Origin of the sequence: Microbispora sp. CA-135349, assembly GCF_050947365.1 — a bacterium.
Classification (GTDB): Bacteria; Actinomycetota; Actinomycetes; order Streptosporangiales; family Streptosporangiaceae; genus Microbispora.
This window is the reverse complement of the sequence record NZ_CP192001.1, coordinates 6,764,205-6,783,696: the sequence shown is the minus strand read 5'-3', so window position 1 is coordinate 6,783,696 and position 19,492 is coordinate 6,764,205. Positions and strand designations below refer to the sequence as shown.

Annotated in this window: 17 protein-coding genes and 2 pseudogenes; 6 read left to right on the top strand and 13 right to left on the bottom strand. The window is 73.0% G+C overall.

Annotated elements, in window-relative coordinates; translation table 11 throughout:
• Positions 1-76: 76 nt before the first annotated feature.
• Entirely contained in the window at positions 77-721 is a 645-nt protein-coding gene (locus ACQPZZ_RS31185; protein ID WP_432924958.1) for a LysE family translocator, read from the top strand.
• Here the strand turns inward: ACQPZZ_RS31185 and ACQPZZ_RS31180 are convergent.
• The 4 genes from ACQPZZ_RS31180 to ACQPZZ_RS31165 all read right to left on the bottom strand — a co-directional run bounded on the left by ACQPZZ_RS31180 (position 716) and on the right by ACQPZZ_RS31165 (position 5,826).
• On the bottom strand, positions 716-2,089 hold the full coding sequence (locus tag ACQPZZ_RS31180; RefSeq protein WP_432924956.1) for a condensation domain-containing protein: 1,374 nt from the start codon (positions 2,087-2,089) through the stop codon (positions 716-718). The genes ACQPZZ_RS31185 and ACQPZZ_RS31180 overlap by 6 nt on opposite strands.
• Positions 2,083-2,418 carry an acyl carrier protein gene (locus ACQPZZ_RS31175; protein ID WP_432924954.1) on the bottom strand — a complete coding sequence of 112 codons (336 nt, stop codon included), beginning with the start codon at positions 2,416-2,418 and terminating at the stop codon, positions 2,083-2,085. The genes ACQPZZ_RS31180 and ACQPZZ_RS31175 overlap by 7 nt, the downstream gene beginning before the upstream one ends.
• The gene (locus ACQPZZ_RS31170; RefSeq protein ID WP_432924951.1) at positions 2,415-5,234 is read right to left on the bottom strand and encodes an amino acid adenylation domain-containing protein; all 2,820 of its coding nucleotides are present in this window, start codon (positions 5,232-5,234) and stop codon (positions 2,415-2,417) included. Before ACQPZZ_RS31170 ends, ACQPZZ_RS31175 begins: the two co-directional genes overlap by 4 nt.
• Positions 5,235-5,556: 322 nt before the next feature.
• Positions 5,557-5,826, bottom strand: coding sequence for a DUF6191 domain-containing protein (locus tag ACQPZZ_RS31165; protein WP_363640667.1), 270 nt, complete (start codon positions 5,824-5,826; stop codon positions 5,557-5,559).
• A gap of 124 nt (positions 5,827-5,950) precedes the next feature.
• Here ACQPZZ_RS31165 and ACQPZZ_RS31160 point away from each other — a divergent pair, with 124 nt between their 5' ends.
• A complete protein-coding gene (locus ACQPZZ_RS31160) occupies positions 5,951-6,865 on the top strand; it encodes a DNA-3-methyladenine glycosylase family protein (RefSeq protein WP_432924949.1) in 915 nt (304 codons plus the stop codon).
• Positions 6,866-7,151: 286 nt separating this feature from the next.
• Here the strand turns inward: ACQPZZ_RS31160 and ACQPZZ_RS31155 are convergent.
• Positions 7,152-7,301 (bottom strand): annotated as a pseudogene (locus ACQPZZ_RS31155) (transposase); the annotation flags it as partial.
• A 56-nt stretch (positions 7,302-7,357) separates the two neighbouring features.
• Between ACQPZZ_RS31155 and ACQPZZ_RS31150 the strand changes: the two are divergent.
• Positions 7,358-8,556 (top strand): annotated as a pseudogene (locus ACQPZZ_RS31150) (RNA-guided endonuclease InsQ/TnpB family protein).
• A gap of 43 nt (positions 8,557-8,599) precedes the next feature.
• Here ACQPZZ_RS31150 and ACQPZZ_RS31145 read toward each other — a convergent pair.
• A complete protein-coding gene (locus ACQPZZ_RS31145; protein WP_432924947.1) occupies positions 8,600-8,728 on the bottom strand; it encodes a hypothetical protein in 129 nt (42 codons plus the stop codon).
• 191 nt (positions 8,729-8,919) lie between these two features.
• On the opposite strand from ACQPZZ_RS31145, the gene ACQPZZ_RS31140 reads away from it, so the two are divergent.
• On the top strand, positions 8,920-9,411 hold the full coding sequence (locus ACQPZZ_RS31140) for a VOC family protein (protein ID WP_432924945.1): 492 nt from the start codon (positions 8,920-8,922) through the stop codon (positions 9,409-9,411).
• Between the two features lie 50 nt (positions 9,412-9,461).
• Positions 9,462-10,298 (top strand): MerR family transcriptional regulator, encoded by an 837-nt coding sequence (locus ACQPZZ_RS31135; protein WP_432924943.1) that lies wholly within the window; start codon positions 9,462-9,464, stop codon positions 10,296-10,298.
• A 286-nt stretch (positions 10,299-10,584) separates the two neighbouring features.
• Here the strand turns inward: ACQPZZ_RS31135 and ACQPZZ_RS31130 are convergent, their stop codons facing one another.
• Positions 10,585-10,866, bottom strand: coding sequence for an NAD(P)-binding protein (locus ACQPZZ_RS31130; RefSeq protein ID WP_432924941.1), 282 nt, complete (start codon positions 10,864-10,866; stop codon positions 10,585-10,587).
• A 469-nt stretch (positions 10,867-11,335) separates the two neighbouring features.
• On the opposite strand from ACQPZZ_RS31130, the gene ACQPZZ_RS31125 reads away from it, so the two are divergent.
• Positions 11,336-12,352, top strand: coding sequence for a hypothetical protein (locus ACQPZZ_RS31125; protein WP_432924939.1), 1,017 nt, complete (start codon positions 11,336-11,338; stop codon positions 12,350-12,352).
• Positions 12,353-12,419: 67 nt separating this feature from the next.
• Here ACQPZZ_RS31125 and ACQPZZ_RS31120 read toward each other — a convergent pair whose 3' ends face one another.
• Genes ACQPZZ_RS31120 through ACQPZZ_RS31095 form a run of 6 tightly spaced genes read right to left on the bottom strand, consistent with a single transcriptional unit; the run spans position 12,420 to position 19,352 of the window.
• Positions 12,420-14,174, bottom strand: a complete 1,755-nt coding sequence (locus ACQPZZ_RS31120) for an ABC transporter ATP-binding protein (protein ID WP_432924937.1) — start codon at positions 14,172-14,174, stop codon at positions 12,420-12,422.
• A gap of 2 nt (positions 14,175-14,176) precedes the next feature.
• Positions 14,177-15,436, bottom strand: a complete 1,260-nt coding sequence (locus ACQPZZ_RS31115) for a M16 family metallopeptidase (protein WP_432924935.1) — start codon at positions 15,434-15,436, stop codon at positions 14,177-14,179.
• Positions 15,433-16,734 (bottom strand): M16 family metallopeptidase, encoded by a 1,302-nt coding sequence (locus ACQPZZ_RS31110; protein WP_432924933.1) that lies wholly within the window; start codon positions 16,732-16,734, stop codon positions 15,433-15,435. Before ACQPZZ_RS31110 ends, ACQPZZ_RS31115 begins: the two co-directional genes overlap by 4 nt.
• On the bottom strand, positions 16,731-17,717 hold the full coding sequence (locus ACQPZZ_RS31105; protein ID WP_432924931.1) for a hypothetical protein: 987 nt from the start codon (positions 17,715-17,717) through the stop codon (positions 16,731-16,733). The genes ACQPZZ_RS31110 and ACQPZZ_RS31105 overlap by 4 nt, the downstream gene beginning before the upstream one ends.
• Positions 17,714-18,340, bottom strand: a complete 627-nt coding sequence (locus ACQPZZ_RS31100; protein WP_432924929.1) for a flavoprotein — start codon at positions 18,338-18,340, stop codon at positions 17,714-17,716. Before ACQPZZ_RS31100 ends, ACQPZZ_RS31105 begins: the two co-directional genes overlap by 4 nt.
• Complete coding sequence (locus ACQPZZ_RS31095) at positions 18,333-19,352, bottom strand: LLM class flavin-dependent oxidoreductase (protein ID WP_432924927.1); 1,020 nt, start codon at positions 19,350-19,352, stop codon at positions 18,333-18,335. Before ACQPZZ_RS31095 ends, ACQPZZ_RS31100 begins: the two co-directional genes overlap by 8 nt.
• Positions 19,353-19,492: the final 140 nt, after the last annotated feature.

Genomic DNA, 19,492 nt, shown 5'->3' with positions numbered 1-19,492 from the left:
ATGCTAATTCGCGGATCGTTTCCCGGTCTGGCGGACGGACGTCGGATGAGGGGGGAGGCCAGTTACGGTGACCGTCGTGGACATCTATGGCGCGATCGCCTCGTTCGCCGTCATCGTGGCGTTTCTCACGCTCACACCCGGCCTGGACACCGCGCTGACCCTGCGCACGTCGCTGCTCGCCGGTCGGCGATCGGCGTGGGCCGTGGTGCTCGGCATCCAGCTCGGCATCCAGCTCGGCACCCTGCTGTGGGGCCTGCTCACGGCCGCCGGTCTGTCCGCTCTCCTCACCGCCTCCCAGGTCGCGTACGAGGTGCTGCGGTGGGCCGGTGTCGCGTACCTGCTCTGGATGGGCGGCAGGATGCTCTGGCACAGCCGCACGAGCCAGGCGGACGACGCGGCGCCGCCAGGCCCGCCGGACGCGGGATGGGGCCGGGCGTTCCGGCGGGGCCTGCTGACCAACCTGCTCAACCCGAAGGTGGGCGCCTTCTACGTCGCCGTGCTTCCGCAGTTCATGCCCGAAGGCGTGCCGCACGCGGTCATGGGCGTCCTGCTGGCGGGCGTCCACGTGTGCGAGGGGCTGGTGTGGAGCGCCCTGCTCATCGGGTTCACCGGCATGATGCGCGGCTGGCTGCGCAGGCCGCCGGTCAAACGCGTCCTCGACCGGCTCACCGGTCTCGTCGTCATCGGCTTCGGCCTGCGCCTGGCCGTGCAGCGATCATGAGGCATGGAACGCGCCGAGGCCGCAGATCCGGGGGACGGCGGCCATCGGGACGTCCTCGGTGAGCGCGCGGACCAGCAGGGCCTCGACCCCGCGCAGCATGGCCTCCGCGGTGTCCCTGGGCAGGTAGGCGGTGTCGACGATGAGGCTGAGCTTCCCGGTGTCGGGGGCCGAGACGACCGTGAAGAACGCCTTGAACCGGACGCCGGGCCAGGCGTTCGTGACGTACGTCCGAGTCTTCTCGGTGAGGCGGGCCACCTCCTCGTCGGTGCCGACGGGAGGAAGGCCCGGCCAGGTGCCGACGGTCCGCCTGTCGTTGAAGAACGCGTCGAGGTCCGGCTCCCGGCCGCGGCGGCGGCCGATCTCCTCCCGCATGGCCTGCATCTCGAACGGGTCGTAGTGCGCGTTGCGGTACGCCCGCAGCGCCCCGCGGTGCGCCGCCCGGCAGGCGGCCGCGAAGTCCGTGGCGGGCAGGTCGAGCACGAACAGGCCGTCCTGTTCCACGGTGCCGACCATCGCGCGGGCGCGCGCGTCGCGGCGGTTGCTGTGCACGAGCTGCATGACCGCGCGCGGGCGGCCGCTCACCGTGGCCAGCACGGTGGCGCACGCGGCGAGCAGCACGCTGGTCGTGCTCATCGTCCAGCGCTCCGCCAGGCGTTGCGCCGCGGCGGCGAGCGCCGTCGACTCCATGCCGACCTCGATGAACCGCGGGTCGTCCGCCTCACGCGGCGGATGGTCGAACACGTCGAGCGGCCCGTCCGCCAGCACCGAGTGCCAGAACCGGACGGACTTGGCCGAGCGGGCGGGGTAGGGCTCCTCGCGCTCCGCGGCTGCCTGGTCCATCGGCTGCCAATCGGCGGGCGGCAGTTTCTCACCGCGCAGCAGGACCTTCCACTCCTCCGAGAGTGTGTTCAGTGCCTGGAAGTCCACCGCCAGGTGGGAGAAGGCGATCGCCAGTGCCATCGGGCGGCCGCCTTTGACGACGAGGGCGCAGCGCAGCGGCAGGTCCCGGTCGTGGGCGAAGGCCGTCCGGCCCAGCTCGCCCGCGACCCGCTCGGCGACCCGCAGCGCCCGGTCCTGCCCCGCCTCCACCACGTCCACGGTCAGCTCGCCACCCCGTGCGACCCGCTGCACCGGCCCCTCCGGGGTGAGGGCGAAGGTCGTACGCAGGCTCTCGTGGCGTTCGAGCAGCACGCGCAGCGCGTCCATGACGCTGCCGAGGTCACGTCTGCCGTACACCGGGAGCACCCACGGGCAGCTCAGGAACGTCTGGCTGTCGCCCATCAGGTGGACCGCCCGCCAGATCAGCCGCTGCCCCCAGGTCAGGGGCGCCTCGCCGTCCCGCGTGCCGCTGAACGCCACCGTCACCATGCGCGCGTCGTCCCTCGAACGGGCGTGGCCCGGGCCACCACGGCGGACACCCTGGGGGCACGGGCCACCAAGGCGGACACCCTGGGGGCACGGGCCACCAAGGTGGACAGCGTGCCGACGTCCTCGAAGGAGGCCGGCTCGTCGCTCAGGTCCATCTCGACGCCGAAGGCGTCCTCGATCGCGTCGATGAGCCGGATCCGCGCGAGCGAGGTGAGGCCGAGCGCCGACAGCGAGTGACCGGCGGCGAGCACCTCCTCGACGGTGATCTCGTCGTCCGACACCTCTGAGATCAACTGCGCCAGCCGGCGCGTGTACTCCTCGGCCGTCACGCCGCACCCTCCTCCCGTACGAGCCCGCCCTGGCGCAGCCGAACGCTGCGAGGCCGCATGTCCGTCCAGACCGCCTCGATGTGGTCGAGGCACTCCTGCCGCGTGCCGGCGGACCCGGCCGCCCGCCAGCCGTCCGGGGGACGCCGGTCGGCCGGCCACAGCGAGTACTGTTCCTCGCCGTTGACGACCACCTGCTGAGGTGTCTCGATCACGTCATCGCCTCCGTCGTCGTGCTGGGGGTGGTTCTGCGCAGGGCTTGGAGGCCGATCGGGTCGTCGGCCTCCGGCGTCTTCCGGTGGAAGCGGGCCGAGGAGCTCGATCTCGCCGTCGGGACGGTGGCGGGCCAGGTCGCCCGTGCGGTGGAGCCGGGACCCCGGCGGGCCGTACGGGTCGGGGACGAAGCGCTCGGCCGTGCGGCCCGGCCTGCCCCGGTAACCGCGCGCCACTCCGGCTCCGCCGACGCACAGCTCGCCCGCGGCGCCCACCGGCACCGGCCGCATCGCCGCGTCGAGCAGGTAGACCTTCGTGTTCGGGAGGGGACGGCCTATCGTGACCGTGTCGTCCGCCTCGCTCACGTCGCCCAAGGTGCTCAAGACGGTCGTCTCGGCCGGGCCGTACACGCTGACGACGCGGTCGAAGCGGGCGCGCAGCTCGGCCGCGAGCATGGGCGGGAGGGCCTCGCCTCCCGTCAAAGCGGTCGCCCCGGTGATGCCGCCCGGCAACAGCAGCCGCCATACCGACGGGGTGGCCCGCACGTGTGTGACCCCCTGCTCGGCGGCGAGCCGGGCCAGCGTCTCGGGCCGTCGTACGGCGCCGTGCGGGGCGACGACGACCCGGCCGCCCGTGACCAGGGGCAGGCAGAGCTCCAGAACATCGATGCCGAACGCCGGCGAGGTCAAGGCGAGCCAGGTGTCGCCGGGACCGGCGCCGAGCCGGTCGCGCATGCCGAGCAGCAGGGTGGCCACGGTGCGGTGCTCGACCTCGACCCCCTCGGGACGGCCGGTGGACCCCGAGCTGTAGACCACGTACGCGACCTCGCCCGGATCGGGCGGCTCCACCGGTTCGGACGGCACGGGCTCGGGATCGGGGGTGTCCACCAGCAGCACCGGTCCCGGCAGGCCCTCGGGCAGGGCGGTCTCCGTCAGCAGCAGACGGGGTGCGGCGTCGGCCACGATGACGGCGAGCCGCTCCTCCGGGTGGTCCGGGTCGAGCGGCAGGCAGGCGGCCCCGGCCCGGTGCACGGCGAGCAGGGCGGCGAGCAGCGTGTCCGATCCGCGCAGACGGACGGCGACCAGATCACCACGCCGGACGCCGGCCCCGCGCAGCCGGCCCGCGAGCCGCCCGGCCGCCGCGTCCAGCTCCGCGAAGGTGAGCGAGCGGCCCTCGAACGTCACGGCGACGGTGTCCGGGCGCTGCCGTACCTGCTCGGCGAACAGGCCGGGCAGCGTCGCCTCCGCGGGGTACGCGGCCGCGGTGTCGTTCCACTCGACGAGCACGCGCCGCCGCTCGGCCGGGGGCATGACGTCGAGGTCGGCGAGGCGTACGCCGGGCTCGGCGGCGGCGTGCCGCAGCAGGGTGCGCAGGCCGTCGGCGAACCGGGCGGCGCCGTCCCGGCCGATCGCCGCAGGGTCGAACCTGACGCACATCGCCGGCCCTGCCGGGCCCTCGACCAGTTGAAGGTGCAGCGCGTTGCGCACGCCGCCGCCGAACATCATCCGGTCGACGGTGAGCCGCAGGCCAGGGACGACCGGGTCGTCCTCCCGCCTGCGGTAGCTGATCGACACCGGAGTCGCGGGCGGCAGGCCCCGTGCCTGGGTGAAGGGCACCTCCCGGAACCGGTACAGCTCGCGCAGCTCGGCCCGGACGGCCTGTACGAACTCGCGGAACGGAAGTTCGGGCGCCGGTCGGGACGCCACGGGGAGTTCGTTGACGAACGGGCCGATGTGGTCGCGGGTTCCCGGTCCGCGCGTCGTCACGCCGATCGCCACCGCGGGGGTCCGCACGCCGTACCGGAACAGCAGCGCGTGCACGGCGGCGAGCAGCGCCTCGAACGTGGTCGTCCCGGCCGCCCGCGCCACCCTGGCGGCATCCCAGCCCAGCCCGTGGTCGACGCCGGCGTCGATCTGTTCACCCGGGCCGTACCGCCGGTTGGTGCGCCGCGCGCCGGGCAGGACCTGCTTGCCGAGATCCGTCCGCCGCTCCGCCCAGAACTCCCGGGCGGCGGGCAGAGCGGCGATGATCCGCTCGTGCTCGGCGCGTGCCGCCTCCGCGAACGACAGCGGCCGCACCGGTTCCCGGGGCCCGCCTCCGGTCCGCCCGGCGTAGAAGCGGGCGAGGTCGCGTACGAGGATGTCCTTGGAGACGCCGTCGAAGACCAGGTGGTGGGCGACGAACAGCAGCAGGTGCCGCCCCGGCCCCGCGGGGGCGACGGTGAACCTGGCCAGCGGCCCTCTGTCCAGGTCGAAGGCGCGGGCGGTCTCGTCCCGGATCAGCCGGTCGAGGCCGGCGGAGGAGTAACCGGAGGAGCGGCCGACGGGGTGGCCGGGGGAGTGGCCGGGCGGATCGGCGAGGGTCACGGACGGCTCCGCCGCCGGGACCAGCCGGAGACGGTCGCCGCTCTCCCGCACAGTGGTGGACAGCACCGGGTGCCGGACGATCACGTCGCCGCACGCGGCGAGCAGGGCGTTCACGTCGAGGTCGCCGTCGAGCCACAGCGCGAGCGGCAGGTGGTACGCCGGACCGGCGCCCATGCGCTCGCCGATCCACAGGCCCTGCTGGGCGAACGAGGCCGGGACGTCTTCCTGGCGGTGCGTCATGTCCGTTTTTCCTGGTTCCTCGGCGTTTCCGCGCCCGGGTGCCCGAGCAGGTCGGGCAGGGTGATCCGGCCTCCTGTCCCTCCGCGTCACCGAAAAGTTTCGATGCGATGCCCGCCCCGCGATCGGCATAAAAATGCCAGTTCGTCCGGTTTTGGGTCACTCCGGAAATCCCATGCAACGGAAGAATAGGGAACAGGGGCAGGAAGGCAACAGTGAAAAATGAAAGTCCCCTTCCGAAAACTATCGGAAGGGGGTCTCGTGAGGCCCCGGCCACCCGGGCCGGCTGGGGTTCTCCGGCTGAGGTCTCAGGCCGGAGAGCGCCTCACCTCTTGTCCGGGACGACGATCGTGATCGTGTTGCGGACCGGGTCGATGCGGTTGGCGGGCGGTGCGCCGTCCGTCTCGTCGTCGCGGAGCATCGACTCGCTCTGGCGCTGCTCCAGCTGCACCCGCTTGCTGGCCAGGAACGCCGCCGTGAACTCGTCGAATCCGACGGCCGAGATCGACCGGCCGGAGTCGCGGACCTTGGCCGCCCACCTCCACAGACGTTCGAGCAGGGCGAAGAGGATCAGTGCGCACGCGACCATCTCCATGATCAGAGCGTACCTCCCGGTTCTTGCCGGTGTCCTCGCTATCGCGGTGCCGGTCCGGCCGGAGGACGGCGGTCACGCCGGCAGGCAAGATCGTCTGTCTGTCCGGCCTCGTACGATGAGGGCCATGACCAGGCACGGTTTCACGCTCACGGCGCAGGGCCCGTTCGACTTCGCCGCCACGTTGCGCTTCGTGGAGGACTGGCCGGCGACCAGCGCGCTGCCCTCTGACGGGCGGGCGCTGCGCTTCGCCTACTGCGCGGAGTCCGACTGGCTGCCGATCGGCGTGACCGTGACGGCCGCCCCGGACGGGGTCGCCGCGGCCACGACACGGGCCGCCGGGCCGGGGATCCGCGACGAGGTGGCGCGGATCCTCTCGCTCGACGTGGACGGCTCCGGATTCGCGAAGGCCGGCGAGGCCGATCCGGTGCTCGGCGACCTGCAGCGCAAAAGCCCCGGCCTGCGGCCGCTGTGCTTCTGGAGCCCCTGGGAGGCGGCCTGCTGGGCGGTCATCGTGCAACGCTCGTCGATGCTCGCCGCCGCCCGGATCAAGCAGCGCATCGCCGAGAGGTACGGCGCGAAGGTCGTCGTGGACGGGGAGACGTACGCCGCCTTCCCTCCGCCGATGACGCTGCTGGATGCCGGCGGCCTCGGCGTGCCCGCGCAGAAGGAGGAGTGGCTGCGCGGGCTGGCCCGCTCGGCGCTCGACGGCGTGCTCACCACCGAGCACCTGCGCGCGCTCGACCCCCGGGAGGCGCTGGCCGAGTTACGTGCCCTGCCCGGCGTGGGGCCGTTCTCCGCGGGCCTGATCCTGATCCGTGGCGCGGGCGCGCCGGACGCGTTCCCCGGTGACGAGCCCCGCCTGTTCGCGATTCTGCGCGCGGCGTACGGCCTGCCGGAGGACGCCCCGCCCACCGCGTACCGGAAGGTCGCCGAGGCGTGGCGGCCCTACCGTTCCTGGGCTTCCTTCCTGTTCCGCGCGGCCGGCTACGGCGCCATCGACGAACAGCGGCCGCCGAGCCGGCCGGTGCGAGGCCGCTGAACACACGCCTACGCGGGCCGGCGGGGAGCCGCCGGTGGCGGTGTCGTCGGTCACCACTGTTTTCGGGGCCGGTCGTTTGGTGCGGTGTCTGAGAAGACGACCTGATCTCCGGCCGCTCGGGCCTGGCTGCCCAGACCGTCGCCGTCTACTTCCGCAAGGCCGGCTCCGCCCGCTACCGGATTCGTCCGCAGTGCTCCGGCCTTCAGGCCGGGGGTGAAGCGGACTGTCCCGCGTAGCGGGGCAGGGAAAGCCGGTTCGCCGTCAGGCGGATCGGCGTCTTAGCGGATCAGACGGGACGGTTGTGGTGCTCGGTGTACCGGCGCAGGACGCTGATCGGTGCGCCGCCCACGCTCCCGGCGAAGTGGGAGCCCGACCACAGCGTGTTCGCCCGGTAGTAGTGGCGGGCCAGTTCGGGGAACTCGGTCCGCAAACGCCGTCCCTGCGTGCCCTGACTCCCCGTACGCGCCCATCAACGGATGGTAAAACCTTGGTGTGCGGCTTCGGTACAACTTCCGCCTCTCCCCGGCCCCCGCCCAGCAGGTCGCGCTGGCCCGGGCGTTCGGGTGCGCGCGGGTGGTGTTCAACGACGGGCTGCGCCTGCGGCGGGAAGGCCACGCCGCCGGGTTGCCGTACATCTGCGACGGGGAGTTGTCCACGCGGGTCATCACGCAGGCGAAGAAGACCTCGGAACGCTCGTGGCTGGGCGAGGTGCCGGCTGTGGTGTTGCAGCAGGCGCTGGCGGACCTGAACACCGCCTACCGGAACTTCTTCGCCTCGATCGGGGGGAAGCGGAGGGGGCCGAAGGTCGCCCCGCCCCGGTTCCGGTCCCGCAAGGACACTCGGCAGGCGATCCGCTTTACCCGCAACGCCCGGTCTTGCATCACCACGGGCGGGAGGCTGCGCCTGCCGAAGATCGGCGAGGTGCCGGTTCGCTGGTCCAGGTGCCTGCCCGCCGAACCATCCGTCGGTGACGGTGATCAAGGACGCCGCCGGGCGGTACTTCGCCTCGTTCGTGGTCGAGGTCGCCGAGCGGCCCCTGCCGCCGGTCGAGTCCGAGACGGGGATCGACCTGGGGCTGTCGGCCTTCGCCGTCCTGTCGGACGGGCGGAAGATCGACTCGCCGCGTTTCCTGCGCCGGGCCGACAAGAAGCTCAAGCGGCTCCAGCGGGCGCTGTCGCGCACGGCCAAGGGGTCGAACAACCGGGCCAAGGCACGCCTGGCGGTGGCCCGCCAGCACGCGAAGGTCGCCGACGCGCGCCGACAGTTCCACCACCAGCTGTCCACACAGATCATCCGTGAGAACCAAACGGTGATCGTGGAAGACCTGGCCGTGGCGGGGCCGGCGCGCACCAGGTTGGCCAAGAGCGTGCATGACGCGGGCTGGTCGCAGTTCGTGACCATGCTGGAATACAAGGCCGTGCTGTACGGGCGGTTCTTCCACCGGATCGACCGGTGGTTTCCCTCCTCCAAGCGGTGCTCACAGTGCGGGACCGTCCAGCAGTCCATGCCACTGAACGTCCCGGTCGTGGACCTGCCCCTGCGGGGCGGTCCACGACCGGGACGTCAACGCGGCGAAGAACATCCTGGCCGCTGGACGGGCGGACAGGCTCAACGCCTGTGGAGCGCGGGTAAGACCAGGCCCCGGCCTGGCACAGCGCGAGGAAGCAGGAAGCATCAGAGGTGCCGCATGATGCGGCACGGGCTGAATCCCCGGCCTTCAGGCCGGGGAGCGCGTCAAACGTACGTCACCTCGACGAGCACGGGGTCGCGCGGGCAGTACAGCGTGAAGGTGAACAACGGCGGGACGGGCACCTGGAAGGCCGCCTTCACCGGCACGTCGGCCACGCAGCAGAGCTCGGCCACGGTGAACGTCGCCTGACATAGACGCCATGACCGGGGGCGCGTTTCCGAGGAGCGGGAACGCGCCCCCTCGTCCGCTCTTTTCCGCTCTTTCCGCCGGGCGTGGCGGCCGCCTCCCGGATCGCGGGCCCGGCCGTCTCCACCGGCATGGTTCGCCTTGACCCTGACGCAGCAGGAGGCTCGACGATCGGGGCATGAGCGAATACATCAGTCCCGTTCCCATGCCCGCGCTCGACGCGACCGCCCCCGAGATCTATCGGGATTACTACGGCATGCCGATGTTCGTCACCATTCCCACCCCTGACCTCGCGGCGTCGAAGGACTTCTGGATCCGCGGGCTCGGATTCGTCGACCTGTTCTCCATAGCGGACCGGCTGATCCACCTGCGACGCTGGGCCTTCCAGGATGTCCTGCTCGTGCCCGCGGAACGCGTGGGCGAGGTCCCGGCGATGAGCGTCAGCTTCGCCTGCGTCCTCGGTCAGCTCGACCAGATCACCGCACGCTGCGAGGAACTCGTGCCGGGATGCACCAGCGGCCCGAGGGAGATGCCGTGGAACTCCGTCGAGCTGGCGGTCGTCACGCCGGAGAACGCCCGGGTCGTGATGACGGCCGCTCAGCCGCTTGACCCGCACAGTGCGCGGGCGGACGACCTGCGGGCGATAGGCATCGAGATCCCAGGCGATTGATCACTCCGTACGGTCACCGGGCCTTGGGCGGGGTCGGCGATACTGGGCCGGTGACGAGCGACGCCCGCGAATGGGAACCGGTCATCACCGGCCCGGACGGTTCCGGCGGCCTCACCGTCGGCCGGGCGGCCGCGCTCGTCGGGGTCAGCGTGAAGACGCTGCACCACTGGGACGCGATCGGTCTCGTACGCCCGAACGGGCGCACCTGGGCCGGATACCGGGTGTACTCCGGCGACGACGTCGCACGGATCCACCGTGTCCTCGTCTACAGGGAGCTCGGGCTTCCGCTCGCCGAGATCGGCCGGATCATCGACGACCAGGGTGTCGACGCGCGCGACCACCTGCGCCGGCAGCGGGCACTGCTCGTGGAGCGCATCTCCCGCCTTCGGAAGATGGTCGGCGCGGTCGACCGCATGCTGGGGGCGTCGAGCACCGGCATGTCCCTGACCCCTGAGGAGCAGGTCGAGATCTTCGGCGACGACTGGCAGCCCGCCTGGGTCGGCGAGGCCGAGGACCGCTGGGGCGACAGCGCGCAGTGGACGCAGTACGTCGAGCGATCCGGCGAGATGAGCCCGGAGGACTGGAAGACGATCGCGGCCGAGACCGGCGCCCTGAACGCCGATTCCGCGGCGGCGCAACGCGCGGGCGTCATGCCCGGATCCGCCGAGGCGAACGTCCTCGCGGAGCGGCACCGCGCGTTGATGTCGAGATATTTCGACTGCACGCACTCGATGCACGCCTGCATCGGGCGGATGTTCGTCGCCGATCCCCGCTTCGCGGCCCACTACGACGCGGTCGAGCCGGGACTGGCCGTCTGGCTGCGCGACACGATCTACGCGAACGCCCAGGCCCACGGTGTCGACCCGGAAACCGCGAGCTGGCGGTAGCGGGACCTTCGTCCGGATGCCGCAGGCGCTGCACGCTCAGGCCAACGCCCGCGGCGACATCGACCGGCTCGTCGCGGCCGGCCCCGCCCACCAGCACCACCCGTGACGCTGCCGCCGTCGGCGAACCAGGCGCGCACCCGCTCGCCCTCGTGCTCGTAGTGCGTGAACTCGGCGCCATACCTGACCACGTCGTCCAGCCCGGCCAGGAGAACCTGGCGCAGCACCATCCGGTCGACCGGGGCGCTGAAGGTCGCGGGATCGCTCCTCGCCGGCACGCCGCCGAACGTCACGCCGTGCAGCTCCCGCAGGCGTTCATCGACGACGTCACCCGACTGCTGGGCGGCCCGGCCGTGGCGATGAGCAGCTCGTACAGGTGGGGCGGCAGGCACTGGCGCAGCGCGCCCGCGCCCCGCGAGTCGAGGTGGAGACGGTAACCCTGCGGCCGGTGGCCGGGTGAGGGGTCGCGCTCGTGTACCGTCACGCCGATCCCGGCCATGCGCAGGCCGTGGGCCGCGCGCAGCCCGCCAAGTCCTCCTCCGATGATGACGACCTGTGGTGCTTCCGGCATCGGCACACACTCCTGTCAGGCGGCGCGGACCGCCGAATCCGTGTCCCCTTCCATCCTGTGCGATCCGCCGTCGCGGCAGTCTCTCCTGCCGCGCCGGATCGGGAACCTCGCGCACCACCGCCCGGGGCGGCTGCCCGTGGAAAGGGCTCCCGGTTCACCGGCGCCGCGCCGGTCTGTAACACGAGTTACGGGGTTGACGAAATCCACGCTCTGAAGGAACACTCGATCTTGGACGAACCGCCTGTTTCTGCGGGGCCCCTGTCGTCACCCCGGAAGACGTGCCCTTCGTGCCCACCCTGTCGTCATTCAGGCTGTCGCAACACACGGTCGTGACACCGGCGCCGCGGACATCGGCCGGTGGTCGCACCGGGAGCCGGGGCGCAGGGCCATCTGACTCGAAATCCTTGCGCGTACGGCGGAGAAGCAGTCAACGGTTCGCCTCCTTGCCATCAGCTACGGGGGGAAAACGATGTTCCGTCCTTGGCAGCGGTTCCTGCTCGTCTACCTGCCTGGCGGGGTCTATCTGGCGGTGCTACTGGCCGTATGGCTCCTGCGCGACCGCCTCCCGGACCCGGCCGCCTCGCACTTCACCTCGGGGACGCCCGACGCGTCGCGCTCCCTGTGGGAACTGGTCCTCATCTCTCTGGGCCCGCCCGTCCTGACGTGGCTCTTCCTCGCGGTCATCGTGCGGATGCGGGTGCCGGGCAGCATCGGCCGCCGCGTGGGCGCGGGCGTCATCGTCGGGGAGGCGTTCCTGTACGGCACGGCCACCGTGCTCGGCATCGTCTACGCCAACCTGGACGCTCCCACCTGGCAGGAGGCTCACTCCGAGGCCCACCATCCGCTCATCGCCGCCCTCGCGGGACTGGCCGGTGTCGCGATAGGAGCCGCGATGGTGGATCCCTGGCGGGCCGCGGAGCCGCCCGCGCTGCCGATGCCCGAGCTCCGCGACGATCCGGACGGCGACGAGACGGACGGCACGGTACGCCGCCGGCTGTGGATCGGGCACGCGCGCAACCGGTTCCTCCTGTGGTATTCGGCGGCGGGCCTGGCGATGTTCGTCTTCGTCCTGCCCTGGACGTTGTGGTCCCTGGCCGGAGCCGCCTACACGTTGTTCACCCTGCACCTGGCCGGTGGGGCGACCGCGGCGTTCGACGGCCGTACGCTCCGCGTGTACGGATTCCCCGCGATGTTCCCGCTGCGGCGCATCCGCCTGGCGCGGGTGGAGACCGCGGAGGCGGTCGAGCTGGATCCGCTGGCCTGGGGCGGCTGGGGATGGCGCGCGTTGTCGCTGCGGCGGCACGCCTTCGTGATCCGTGGCGGGGAGGCGCTGCACGTCGCGCTGCTCGGAGGCGGCGAGTTCCTGGTGACGGTGTCGGACGCGGCGGCGGGGGCCGCGCTGATCCGCCGGTCCCTGCGACAGCGGGCCAAGTCGGGATCGGTGCCGAGGTCGGCGGACATCCCACTGAAGCAGGGCGGCGAATGACGGCGGGCGGCGGCCCGCGTACGGCCCGCCGCCCCTCCGTTCACCGCTCACCGTTCACCGGTCACCGTCAGGCGGCCACCTCGTCGGCGAGGAGCTGTGTCGCCGCCAGCGTCCGGTACAGCTCGTCGGAGCCGACCAGTTCGGCGTGCGTGCCGAGCGCGCGCACCCGGCCCGACTCCAGCAGGAGGATCCGGTCGGCGCCGGTGACCGTCGACAACCGGTGCGCGATGACGATGACGTTCGTCGTGCGCGCCACCTCGGCGATGACGTCGCGCAGCGCCAGTTCGTTCACCGCGTCGAGCTGCGAGGTCGCCTCGTCCAGCAGCAGGATCTTCGGGCGGCGCAGCAGCGCCCGGGCGATGGCGATGCGCTGCCGCTCGCCGCCCGACAGGGTCATGCCGCGGTGCCCGACCTGGCTGTCCAGCCCCTCCGGCAGCTTGTCGATCAGCGGCTTCAGCCGGGCCAGCGCGATCACCTCGCGCAGCTCCTCCTCCGTCGCGGCAGGCGCGGCGAGCAGCAGGTTGTCCCGCAGCGTCCCCGCGAGCACCGGTGCGTCCTGCTCGACGTACCCGATGACCGAGCGCAGCTCCGGCAGCGGCCAGTCACGCACGTCCCTGCCGCCGACCTCGACGCGCCCGGCCTGCGGCTCGTAGAAGAGTTCGAGCAGGGAGAACATCGTCGTCTTGCCCGTCCCCGACGGTCCCACCACCGCGCTCAGACCCGTGGCCGGCACGTCGAAGGTGAGATCCCGCAGCAGCGGCTCATCGGTGTAACCGAACGAGACGTTCCTGAACGAGACCGGCAGGCCTCCCGGAGCGGGGGCGGGGGAGGCGCCGCCGCCGGCCACCGGCTCGACGGGAAGCTCGTCCACCTCCTTGATGCGCCGGGCCGCGCCGATGCCCACCTGCAGACCGCTTGCCCCGCTCGTGAGCTGGGTGATCGGGCCGGTCAGGTAGAACAGGCAGAGCAGGAAGGCGATCAGCGAGGAGATCGGCAGCCCTCCGGCGGCGACTCGCGCGCCCCCGACGCCCAGCACGAGAAGGAACGACACCTGCACGACCAGGCCGGTCGAGATGCCCGCCACCGACATCCAGCGCGCGGCGCTCAGCCCGCGGCGCCAGGCCTCCGTGGCTGCGGCGTCGACAACCGAGGCCTCCCTGTCCTCGGCGCCGCTGGCCTTGACCGTACGGAAGGCGCCGAGCGCCCGCTCCAGGATCGAGCCCATCACGCCCAGCGCCTCCTGGGCCTGCAGGCTGGCGCGCCGGATGCGCGGCAGCAGCGTGGCCGCCGCGCCGCCGATGACGATCAGCACGCCGAGGACCACGCCCAGCAGCGCCAGGTCGAGATAGGCCATGATCACGACCATGCCGAGCAGCTGGAACGTCCCGATGAACAGGTCGACGAGGTTGCTCGTCGCCGCGGAACGCAGTTGCGCGCTGTCGGCCGTGACGCGGGAGAGCAGGTCGCCGGGGGGAACGCGGTCGACGACGTCGAGACGCAGTCGCAGCAGCCGGGACACCATGCGGCGCCGTGCGGTGAGGACGATGGTCTCGGCGCAGCGCTCGACGACGTACATGCCGGCCGCGCCCAGCGCGGCCCCGCCGACGAGGAGCCCGGCCAGCAGCACGAGCAGCCCGGCCACCGTACGGCCCGACGCCAGGGCGTCCAGGAACATCTTGGCGACGAGCGGCTGGGCGAGCGCGAGCAGCGCCCCGGCGAAGGTGATCAGCGCGCCGCCGGCCACGGCCCATCTGTGCGGCCGGAGATGGGCGTACAACAGTGCCCAGGTGGACGGTGCGGCGCCCTCGGTCTTGGCAGTCATGGTCAACTCCAGGGTGTCGGAACGGTGTCGAAGGTGAGCGGGTGCACGAGTGCGCCGGGGTCGGCGGCGACGAGCCCGGAGAAGCGGCGGGGGGCGAAGAACTCGTCTGCCGCCTCCACCACCTGCCGCGGCGAGACGGCCCGCAGGCGGTGGGGGAAGTCGAGCAGCCAGAGCGGATCGACGTCGCAGGCGGCGAGGTCGGCGAGCGCCGAGGCCAGCGCCGCTCTCGGCGCGAGCCGGGTGGCCATCGAGCCGAGGGCGTACGTCCTGGCGGCGGCGATCTCGGCGTCCGTCGGCGGCTCGGCCCGCATGCGCTCCAGTTCCGAGGTCAGCTCCGCGTGTGCGGCCCCGGTCGTGGCCGCGGCCGTGTCGGCGTCGATCCCGAGATAGGCGGTGCCCGGGTAGGCGTCGAAAAACGATGAGACGCCGTAGACGTAGCCCTTCTCCTCGCGCAGGTTGCGGGAGAGCCTGGAGGAGAGGTATCCGCCGAGCACGTTCGAGGCGAGAAACAGCGCGGGATAGCGCGGGTCGTCGGTGGCCACGGCCTGCGCCCGCAGCCGGATCAGCGACTGCGGCGCGTCCGGACGCGGCAGCACGGCCATCCGTCCTCCGGCGATCGCCGGCATGTCCGGCACTCCCACCGGCACTCCCGCCGGCTCCGCCGGCCGCCAGCCGCTGAGCGCCTTCTCGGCGAGGTCGGCGGCATGCTCGGGATCCGTCGCCGCGACGACCACGAGGGTGGCGCGCCGGGGATCGAACGCACCGGCGGGCAGGGCGTTGACCTCGGCCGCGCTCACCCGGTGCAGCTCCTCCTCCTCGGCCACCTGGTACGTCACCGGATGGCCGGGGAACAGGTGCCGGTGCAGCGCCGCCGCGACCTCCACCTCCGGGTAGGAGCGCAGGACGCGCAGCCGCGCGGCGAGCTGCCTCCTCTCCCACGACAGCTCGTCCTCCTGGACCGCCGGGTCCGTCACCACGGCGGCGAGCGTCCGCAGCAGCGCGTCGAGGTGCTCCACCGGGCACGAGCCGGAGACGGCGACCTGGCGGAAGTCGGCGGACACGGTCAGGTCGACGGCCTCGCCCTTGTCGCTGTGCCGCGCGGACACGCAGGCGGCGAGCAGCGCCGTGACGGCGAGCGCGTGCGGTGTGCGGGCGGAAGCGGGCACGTGCAGCCGCACCTCGGCCATCGGGGTCACGCCCCGGCGCAGGGCGAGCACGCGTGGCCCGGCGGGCAGCACGCGGTCGGCGAGGCCGGTGCTCATCGCGGTCCGCCTTCCTGCCGGGTCCCGGGGGTGAGGGTCAGCACGGCGCGGGAGCCGGCGCGCAGGCCGAGCGCCGCCCGTGCGACCTCCTCCGCGGTCGTCTCGTCGAACAGGGCGGGAAGTCGCGTGGCCAGGCCTGGATCGCCGTACAACAGCTCGAACCTGCCGAGCATGCGGACGCGGTTCGCGAGGTGGTCCAGGGACCGGTGGTGGGACGTCCGCTGCCGGAGCCGGGCGCGGAGCAGTTCCCCGGGCGCCGGTCCCGCGGCGGCGATCGACCGCATCTCGGCGTCCAGGGCGTCGAGGACATGGCCGCGATCCAGTTCGCCCGGATGCACCGCTGTGAGAATCCACATGTCGGGATCGCGGGCGTCGAGGAGGTCGAACAGCCCGGCCCGCGCCGTGACCGTGACGGCCTGCCCGTGATCGCGCCTGATCCGCTCCGGAAGCCGGGACGCGGCGTTCGCGGCGAGGATCGAGGCCAGCACGGACAGCGCGATGTGGGCACGCGGCGCCGTCGCCGGGTCGGGCACGCGGTGGCCGACCGCGACCGCGGGGAGCGGCGCCAGCGGGTCGGCGTACCCGCCCTCGGCCACGCCGCGCGGCTCCGGCTCCCAGAACGAGACGGCGGCGGGCGCGGGCCGGGCGGGGATCGAGCCGAAGAGGCGCTCGACGGCGTCGAGCGTCCGCTGCGCGTCCACGTCCCCCGCGACGGTCAGCACCGCGTTCGACGGGCTGTAGCGGCGGTCGAAGAACTCGGCGCACTCGGCGACCGTGACGCCCTCCAACGCGGCGTGGTCGCCGTACCCGTCGTGGGCGTTGGCGAAGGTCCGGAACAGCACCGGCGACAGCCTCGGCCAGGGGAAACCGCCGTAGGGCCTGCGGAGCTTGCCGAGGACCTCCTCCCTGACGACGGACGCCTGCGCGCGTACGGCCCGCTGGGTGATCTTCGGCTCCCGCATCCGGGCGGCCTCCAGCGCGAGGACGTGTTCCAGGGCCTCGGCGGGGACGACGTCGTAGAAGTCCGTGTAGTCCTGCCGGGTGGAGGCGTTGCAGAAGCCGCCCGCGCCCTCCACCTGGCGGAAGTGGTCGTCCCGGGTTCCGGCGCCGCCCTGGAACATCAGGTGCTCGAACAGGTGGGCGAACCCGGACCGGCCTTCGGCCTCCGAGCGGAACCCGACGCCGTAGTGGACGGCGACTCCGGCCACGGGCGCGGACCGCTCCTCGGCGATCACCACCCGAAGCCCGTTGCCCAGCGTGTGGCGCAGCACGGCCTCCTCGGCCACGGCGGCCCTCATGCCGCACCCGCCCGGGCCGTCCCGTACGGCACCATGGCCCGCGAGATCGGCTCGCCGGCCCGCACCGCGTCGATCACGTCGGCGAGGATCTCCAGGTAGCCGAGCAGGAAGTCGTGCCATCCCACATAGGCGGCGAAGTCGTGGGTGTGGGTGAAGAACCTCAGCACCGCCGATCTGCCCACGACCGCGAGGTCGAGCGGGGCGCCGTACCCCTCGACCATGTGGCCGATCAGGCCGTCGTAGTCGATCTCCCGCAGTGGTCCGTGGCCGAGCCGCCGCGCGGCCTCCCGGAACTCGACGAGCTCCCCGGCCAGCCAGCCCACGTCGAACTCCGGCAGGCCGGCGGCGAGATCCTCCCCGGTCAGCAGGGCGCCGCCGCGCCCGCCCACCGGCGGGACGAGGATGCCGTGCCCCGGCGCCCCGTGCAGCAGCACGCGCCGCTCCCGCCCCGCCGCCACGCACCACGCCTCGACCGCGGTCATCCGGTCCCGGCCGAGCATCCGGGCCGCCTGCGGGTGCAGGTGGGAGCCGGCGCGCGGGGCCCGCCCGGTGCGCAGCCAGCCGAGCAGCCGGCTCGGCCCTCCGGGCCCGGGCAGCTCCACGGCCGGCGGCGCCGCGGCGTGCAGGCGGGCGAGCGCCTTCGCCGCCTCGGTGAGGGTGGCGGCGGCGACGGCCTCCATGTCGCCCGGGGCCCGGTCACCGGTGCCTCCCGCGCCGAGGAACATGCCCGCGACCGCGTACGGCAGCGCCGTGCGGTACGTCACGGCGGAGGCGTCGTCGCCGTCGGCGGGCTCGGGGAGGGTGAGCTCCACCTCGCCGGGAGACACCGCCCGCACCGCCCGTTCGACGAGCGGGTGCGGCCGGCGGACGCCGCCGTCCCGGTCCGGGCCGGGGCGCCGCGTCCAGAGGTAGCGCCCTGCGCCGTCCTCGGCGATCGTCGTGTGGACGAACCCCGTCCCGAACTCCTCCACGACCCTCGTCATGGTGTGTCTCCTCCCGTTCTCCCGGCGATGGCGAGGGACCCGTGCAGCGCCTCCACCTCTCTCAGCAGCTCCGGCAGCGGCGCGGCGACCAGGGCGTCCTGTCTCCTGGTGTGCGCGCTGATGCCGGGGACCGGCTCGACGAGGACCACGTTGGGCCGCTCCCGCAGCGCGGCGAGGTTCCTGCGGTAGCCGTACGACCGGTCGGCGCCCGGCGGCAGCGCGGGGGCCACGCCGACGATCGCGGAGGTGCACTGGAGCGCCAGCAGCATCGGCGTGTCGCCGAACCCGCCCGCGAACCTGCTGAGGAAGTGGTAGGTCGCCGGATAGACGAGGACGACGTCGGGCCAGGAGGCGTAGCGGATGTGCGGCGATCCCGGTTCGGGGGCGTCCGGCCACACGTCGAGGGGAACGTCCCTGCCGAGGATGGAGGCGATCGACTGACGGCTCACGAACCGCGCGGCGCTGCGGGTGACGACGACCTCGGTCTCCAGGGCGGGGTAGCCGAGCCGCAGCCAGTTGAGCCAGTAGGGCAGGAACGTCACCCCGAGCGATCCGGTGGCGAACACCAGCAGCCGCTCGGCGCGGAACTCGGGCAGGACCCCGGCCGCCTCCCGGTCACTCATGGCCGCCCTCGCCCGCTTCCCGGTTCTCTTCCAGTTCGAGGTCCTCGCAGGCCGCGAGGATCTCGGTAAGGTCGGCGAGGGCCGCCTTCCAGCCTTCGGTGAACACCACGCCGGCGGGGTTGAGTACGACCTCGTCCACTCCCGCGTCCCGGTAGCCGCGCAGCCTCTCGGCGACCTCGGCCGCCGTCCCGTAGACGTACACGCCCTCCTCGACCAGCGCGGCGGCCCCCGCCACGGGGTCCCCGGGATCGGCCGCGACACCGGCCCGCCGCAGCATGTCGGTGTAGTGGGGGGTGCCGAGGTGGACCTTCGCGCCGGCGTGGGCCAGTTTGCGGGGGTCGCGTCCCGGGTTGGCGAGGGCGACGTGCACGACGGTGACGACCCGGGGCGGGGACGGCCGACCGGCCGCGCCCGCGGCCAGGGCCGGGATCAGCGTGTCCCTGACGTAGGCGGGCGGGGTCATCCAGGTGATGGCGACGTCCGCCACCGCGCCCGCGGCCCGCGCCATGCCCGGGCGGATGACCCCCAGCCCGACCTCGATCGGCGGGTGCTTCATGGGGTAGAGCCCGGCGGTGCCGACGCACGCCTCGCACTCGTGGCCCTCGATGCCGCCGCCCAGGATTCCCCGTACGGCCGCGGCGTATCCGGCGGCGGCGGTGGCGGGCCTGCCGTACGGCGCGCCCCGAAGGGCCGCCACCAGTTCGGGGGTGGCCGCGCCGTGGCCGGAGACCACCGGATGCCCGGTGAGGACGGCGAGGCTGCGCGCCTGGGCCGCCGCTTCCAGCGGATGCCGCATCGGCATCAGGGTCACGCTCGTGCCGACCGGCACCTTGATGCCCCGGCCCGCGAGGTAGGCGAACGTCTGGTGCGTCTCGGCCATGACCGACTGCCCCAGCCAGAGCCGCCGGGCGGGCCCGTTCATCACGAGCTCGCCGAACGGCACGACCAGGTCCGGGTGCATGGGCTGGAGCGGGAACAGCAGGGCGGGTGGCTGATAGCTCGACGAGGCCATGAGGGCTCCTCCGAAGGGTCAGGTCGTTGTACGCGCGGGCGCGAGGGCCCGCAGGCCGCGCGGCGCCCGCCTCCGGCGGCCGGGGCGGCTTGGGCGCCGGGCCCCGAGGACGGGCCAGGCCGGCGTGAAGCGATACAGAG

Bases quoted from the DNA above. Each gene is read 5' to 3' on its own strand.
- ACQPZZ_RS31130 (WP_432924941.1), bottom strand. From the start codon at position 10,866: ATGCCGGAAGCACCACAGGTCGTCATCATCGGAGGAGGACTTGGCGGG.
- ACQPZZ_RS31115 (WP_432924935.1), bottom strand. From the start codon at position 15,436: ATGAGCACCGGCCTCGCCGACCGCGTGCTGCCCGCCGGGCCACGCGTG.
- ACQPZZ_RS31120 (WP_432924937.1), bottom strand. From the start codon at position 14,174: ATGACTGCCAAGACCGAGGGCGCCGCACCGTCCACCTGGGCACTGTTG.
- ACQPZZ_RS31125 (WP_432924939.1), top strand. From the start codon at position 11,336: ATGTTCCGTCCTTGGCAGCGGTTCCTGCTCGTCTACCTGCCTGGCGGG.
- ACQPZZ_RS31140 (WP_432924945.1), top strand. From the start codon at position 8,920: ATGAGCGAATACATCAGTCCCGTTCCCATGCCCGCGCTCGACGCGACC.
- ACQPZZ_RS31165 (WP_363640667.1), bottom strand. From the start codon at position 5,826: ATGGAGATGGTCGCGTGCGCACTGATCCTCTTCGCCCTGCTCGAACGT.
- ACQPZZ_RS31095 (WP_432924927.1), bottom strand. From the start codon at position 19,352: ATGGCCTCGTCGAGCTATCAGCCACCCGCCCTGCTGTTCCCGCTCCAG.
- ACQPZZ_RS31100 (WP_432924929.1), bottom strand. From the start codon at position 18,340: ATGAGTGACCGGGAGGCGGCCGGGGTCCTGCCCGAGTTCCGCGCCGAG.
- ACQPZZ_RS31170 (WP_432924951.1), bottom strand. From the start codon at position 5,234: ATGACGCACCGCCAGGAAGACGTCCCGGCCTCGTTCGCCCAGCAGGGC.
- ACQPZZ_RS31110 (WP_432924933.1), bottom strand. From the start codon at position 16,734: ATGAGGGCCGCCGTGGCCGAGGAGGCCGTGCTGCGCCACACGCTGGGC.
- ACQPZZ_RS31180 (WP_432924956.1), bottom strand. From the start codon at position 2,089: ATGGTGACGGTGGCGTTCAGCGGCACGCGGGACGGCGAGGCGCCCCTG.
- ACQPZZ_RS31105 (WP_432924931.1), bottom strand. From the start codon at position 17,717: ATGACGAGGGTCGTGGAGGAGTTCGGGACGGGGTTCGTCCACACGACG.
- ACQPZZ_RS31160 (WP_432924949.1), top strand. From the start codon at position 5,951: ATGACCAGGCACGGTTTCACGCTCACGGCGCAGGGCCCGTTCGACTTC.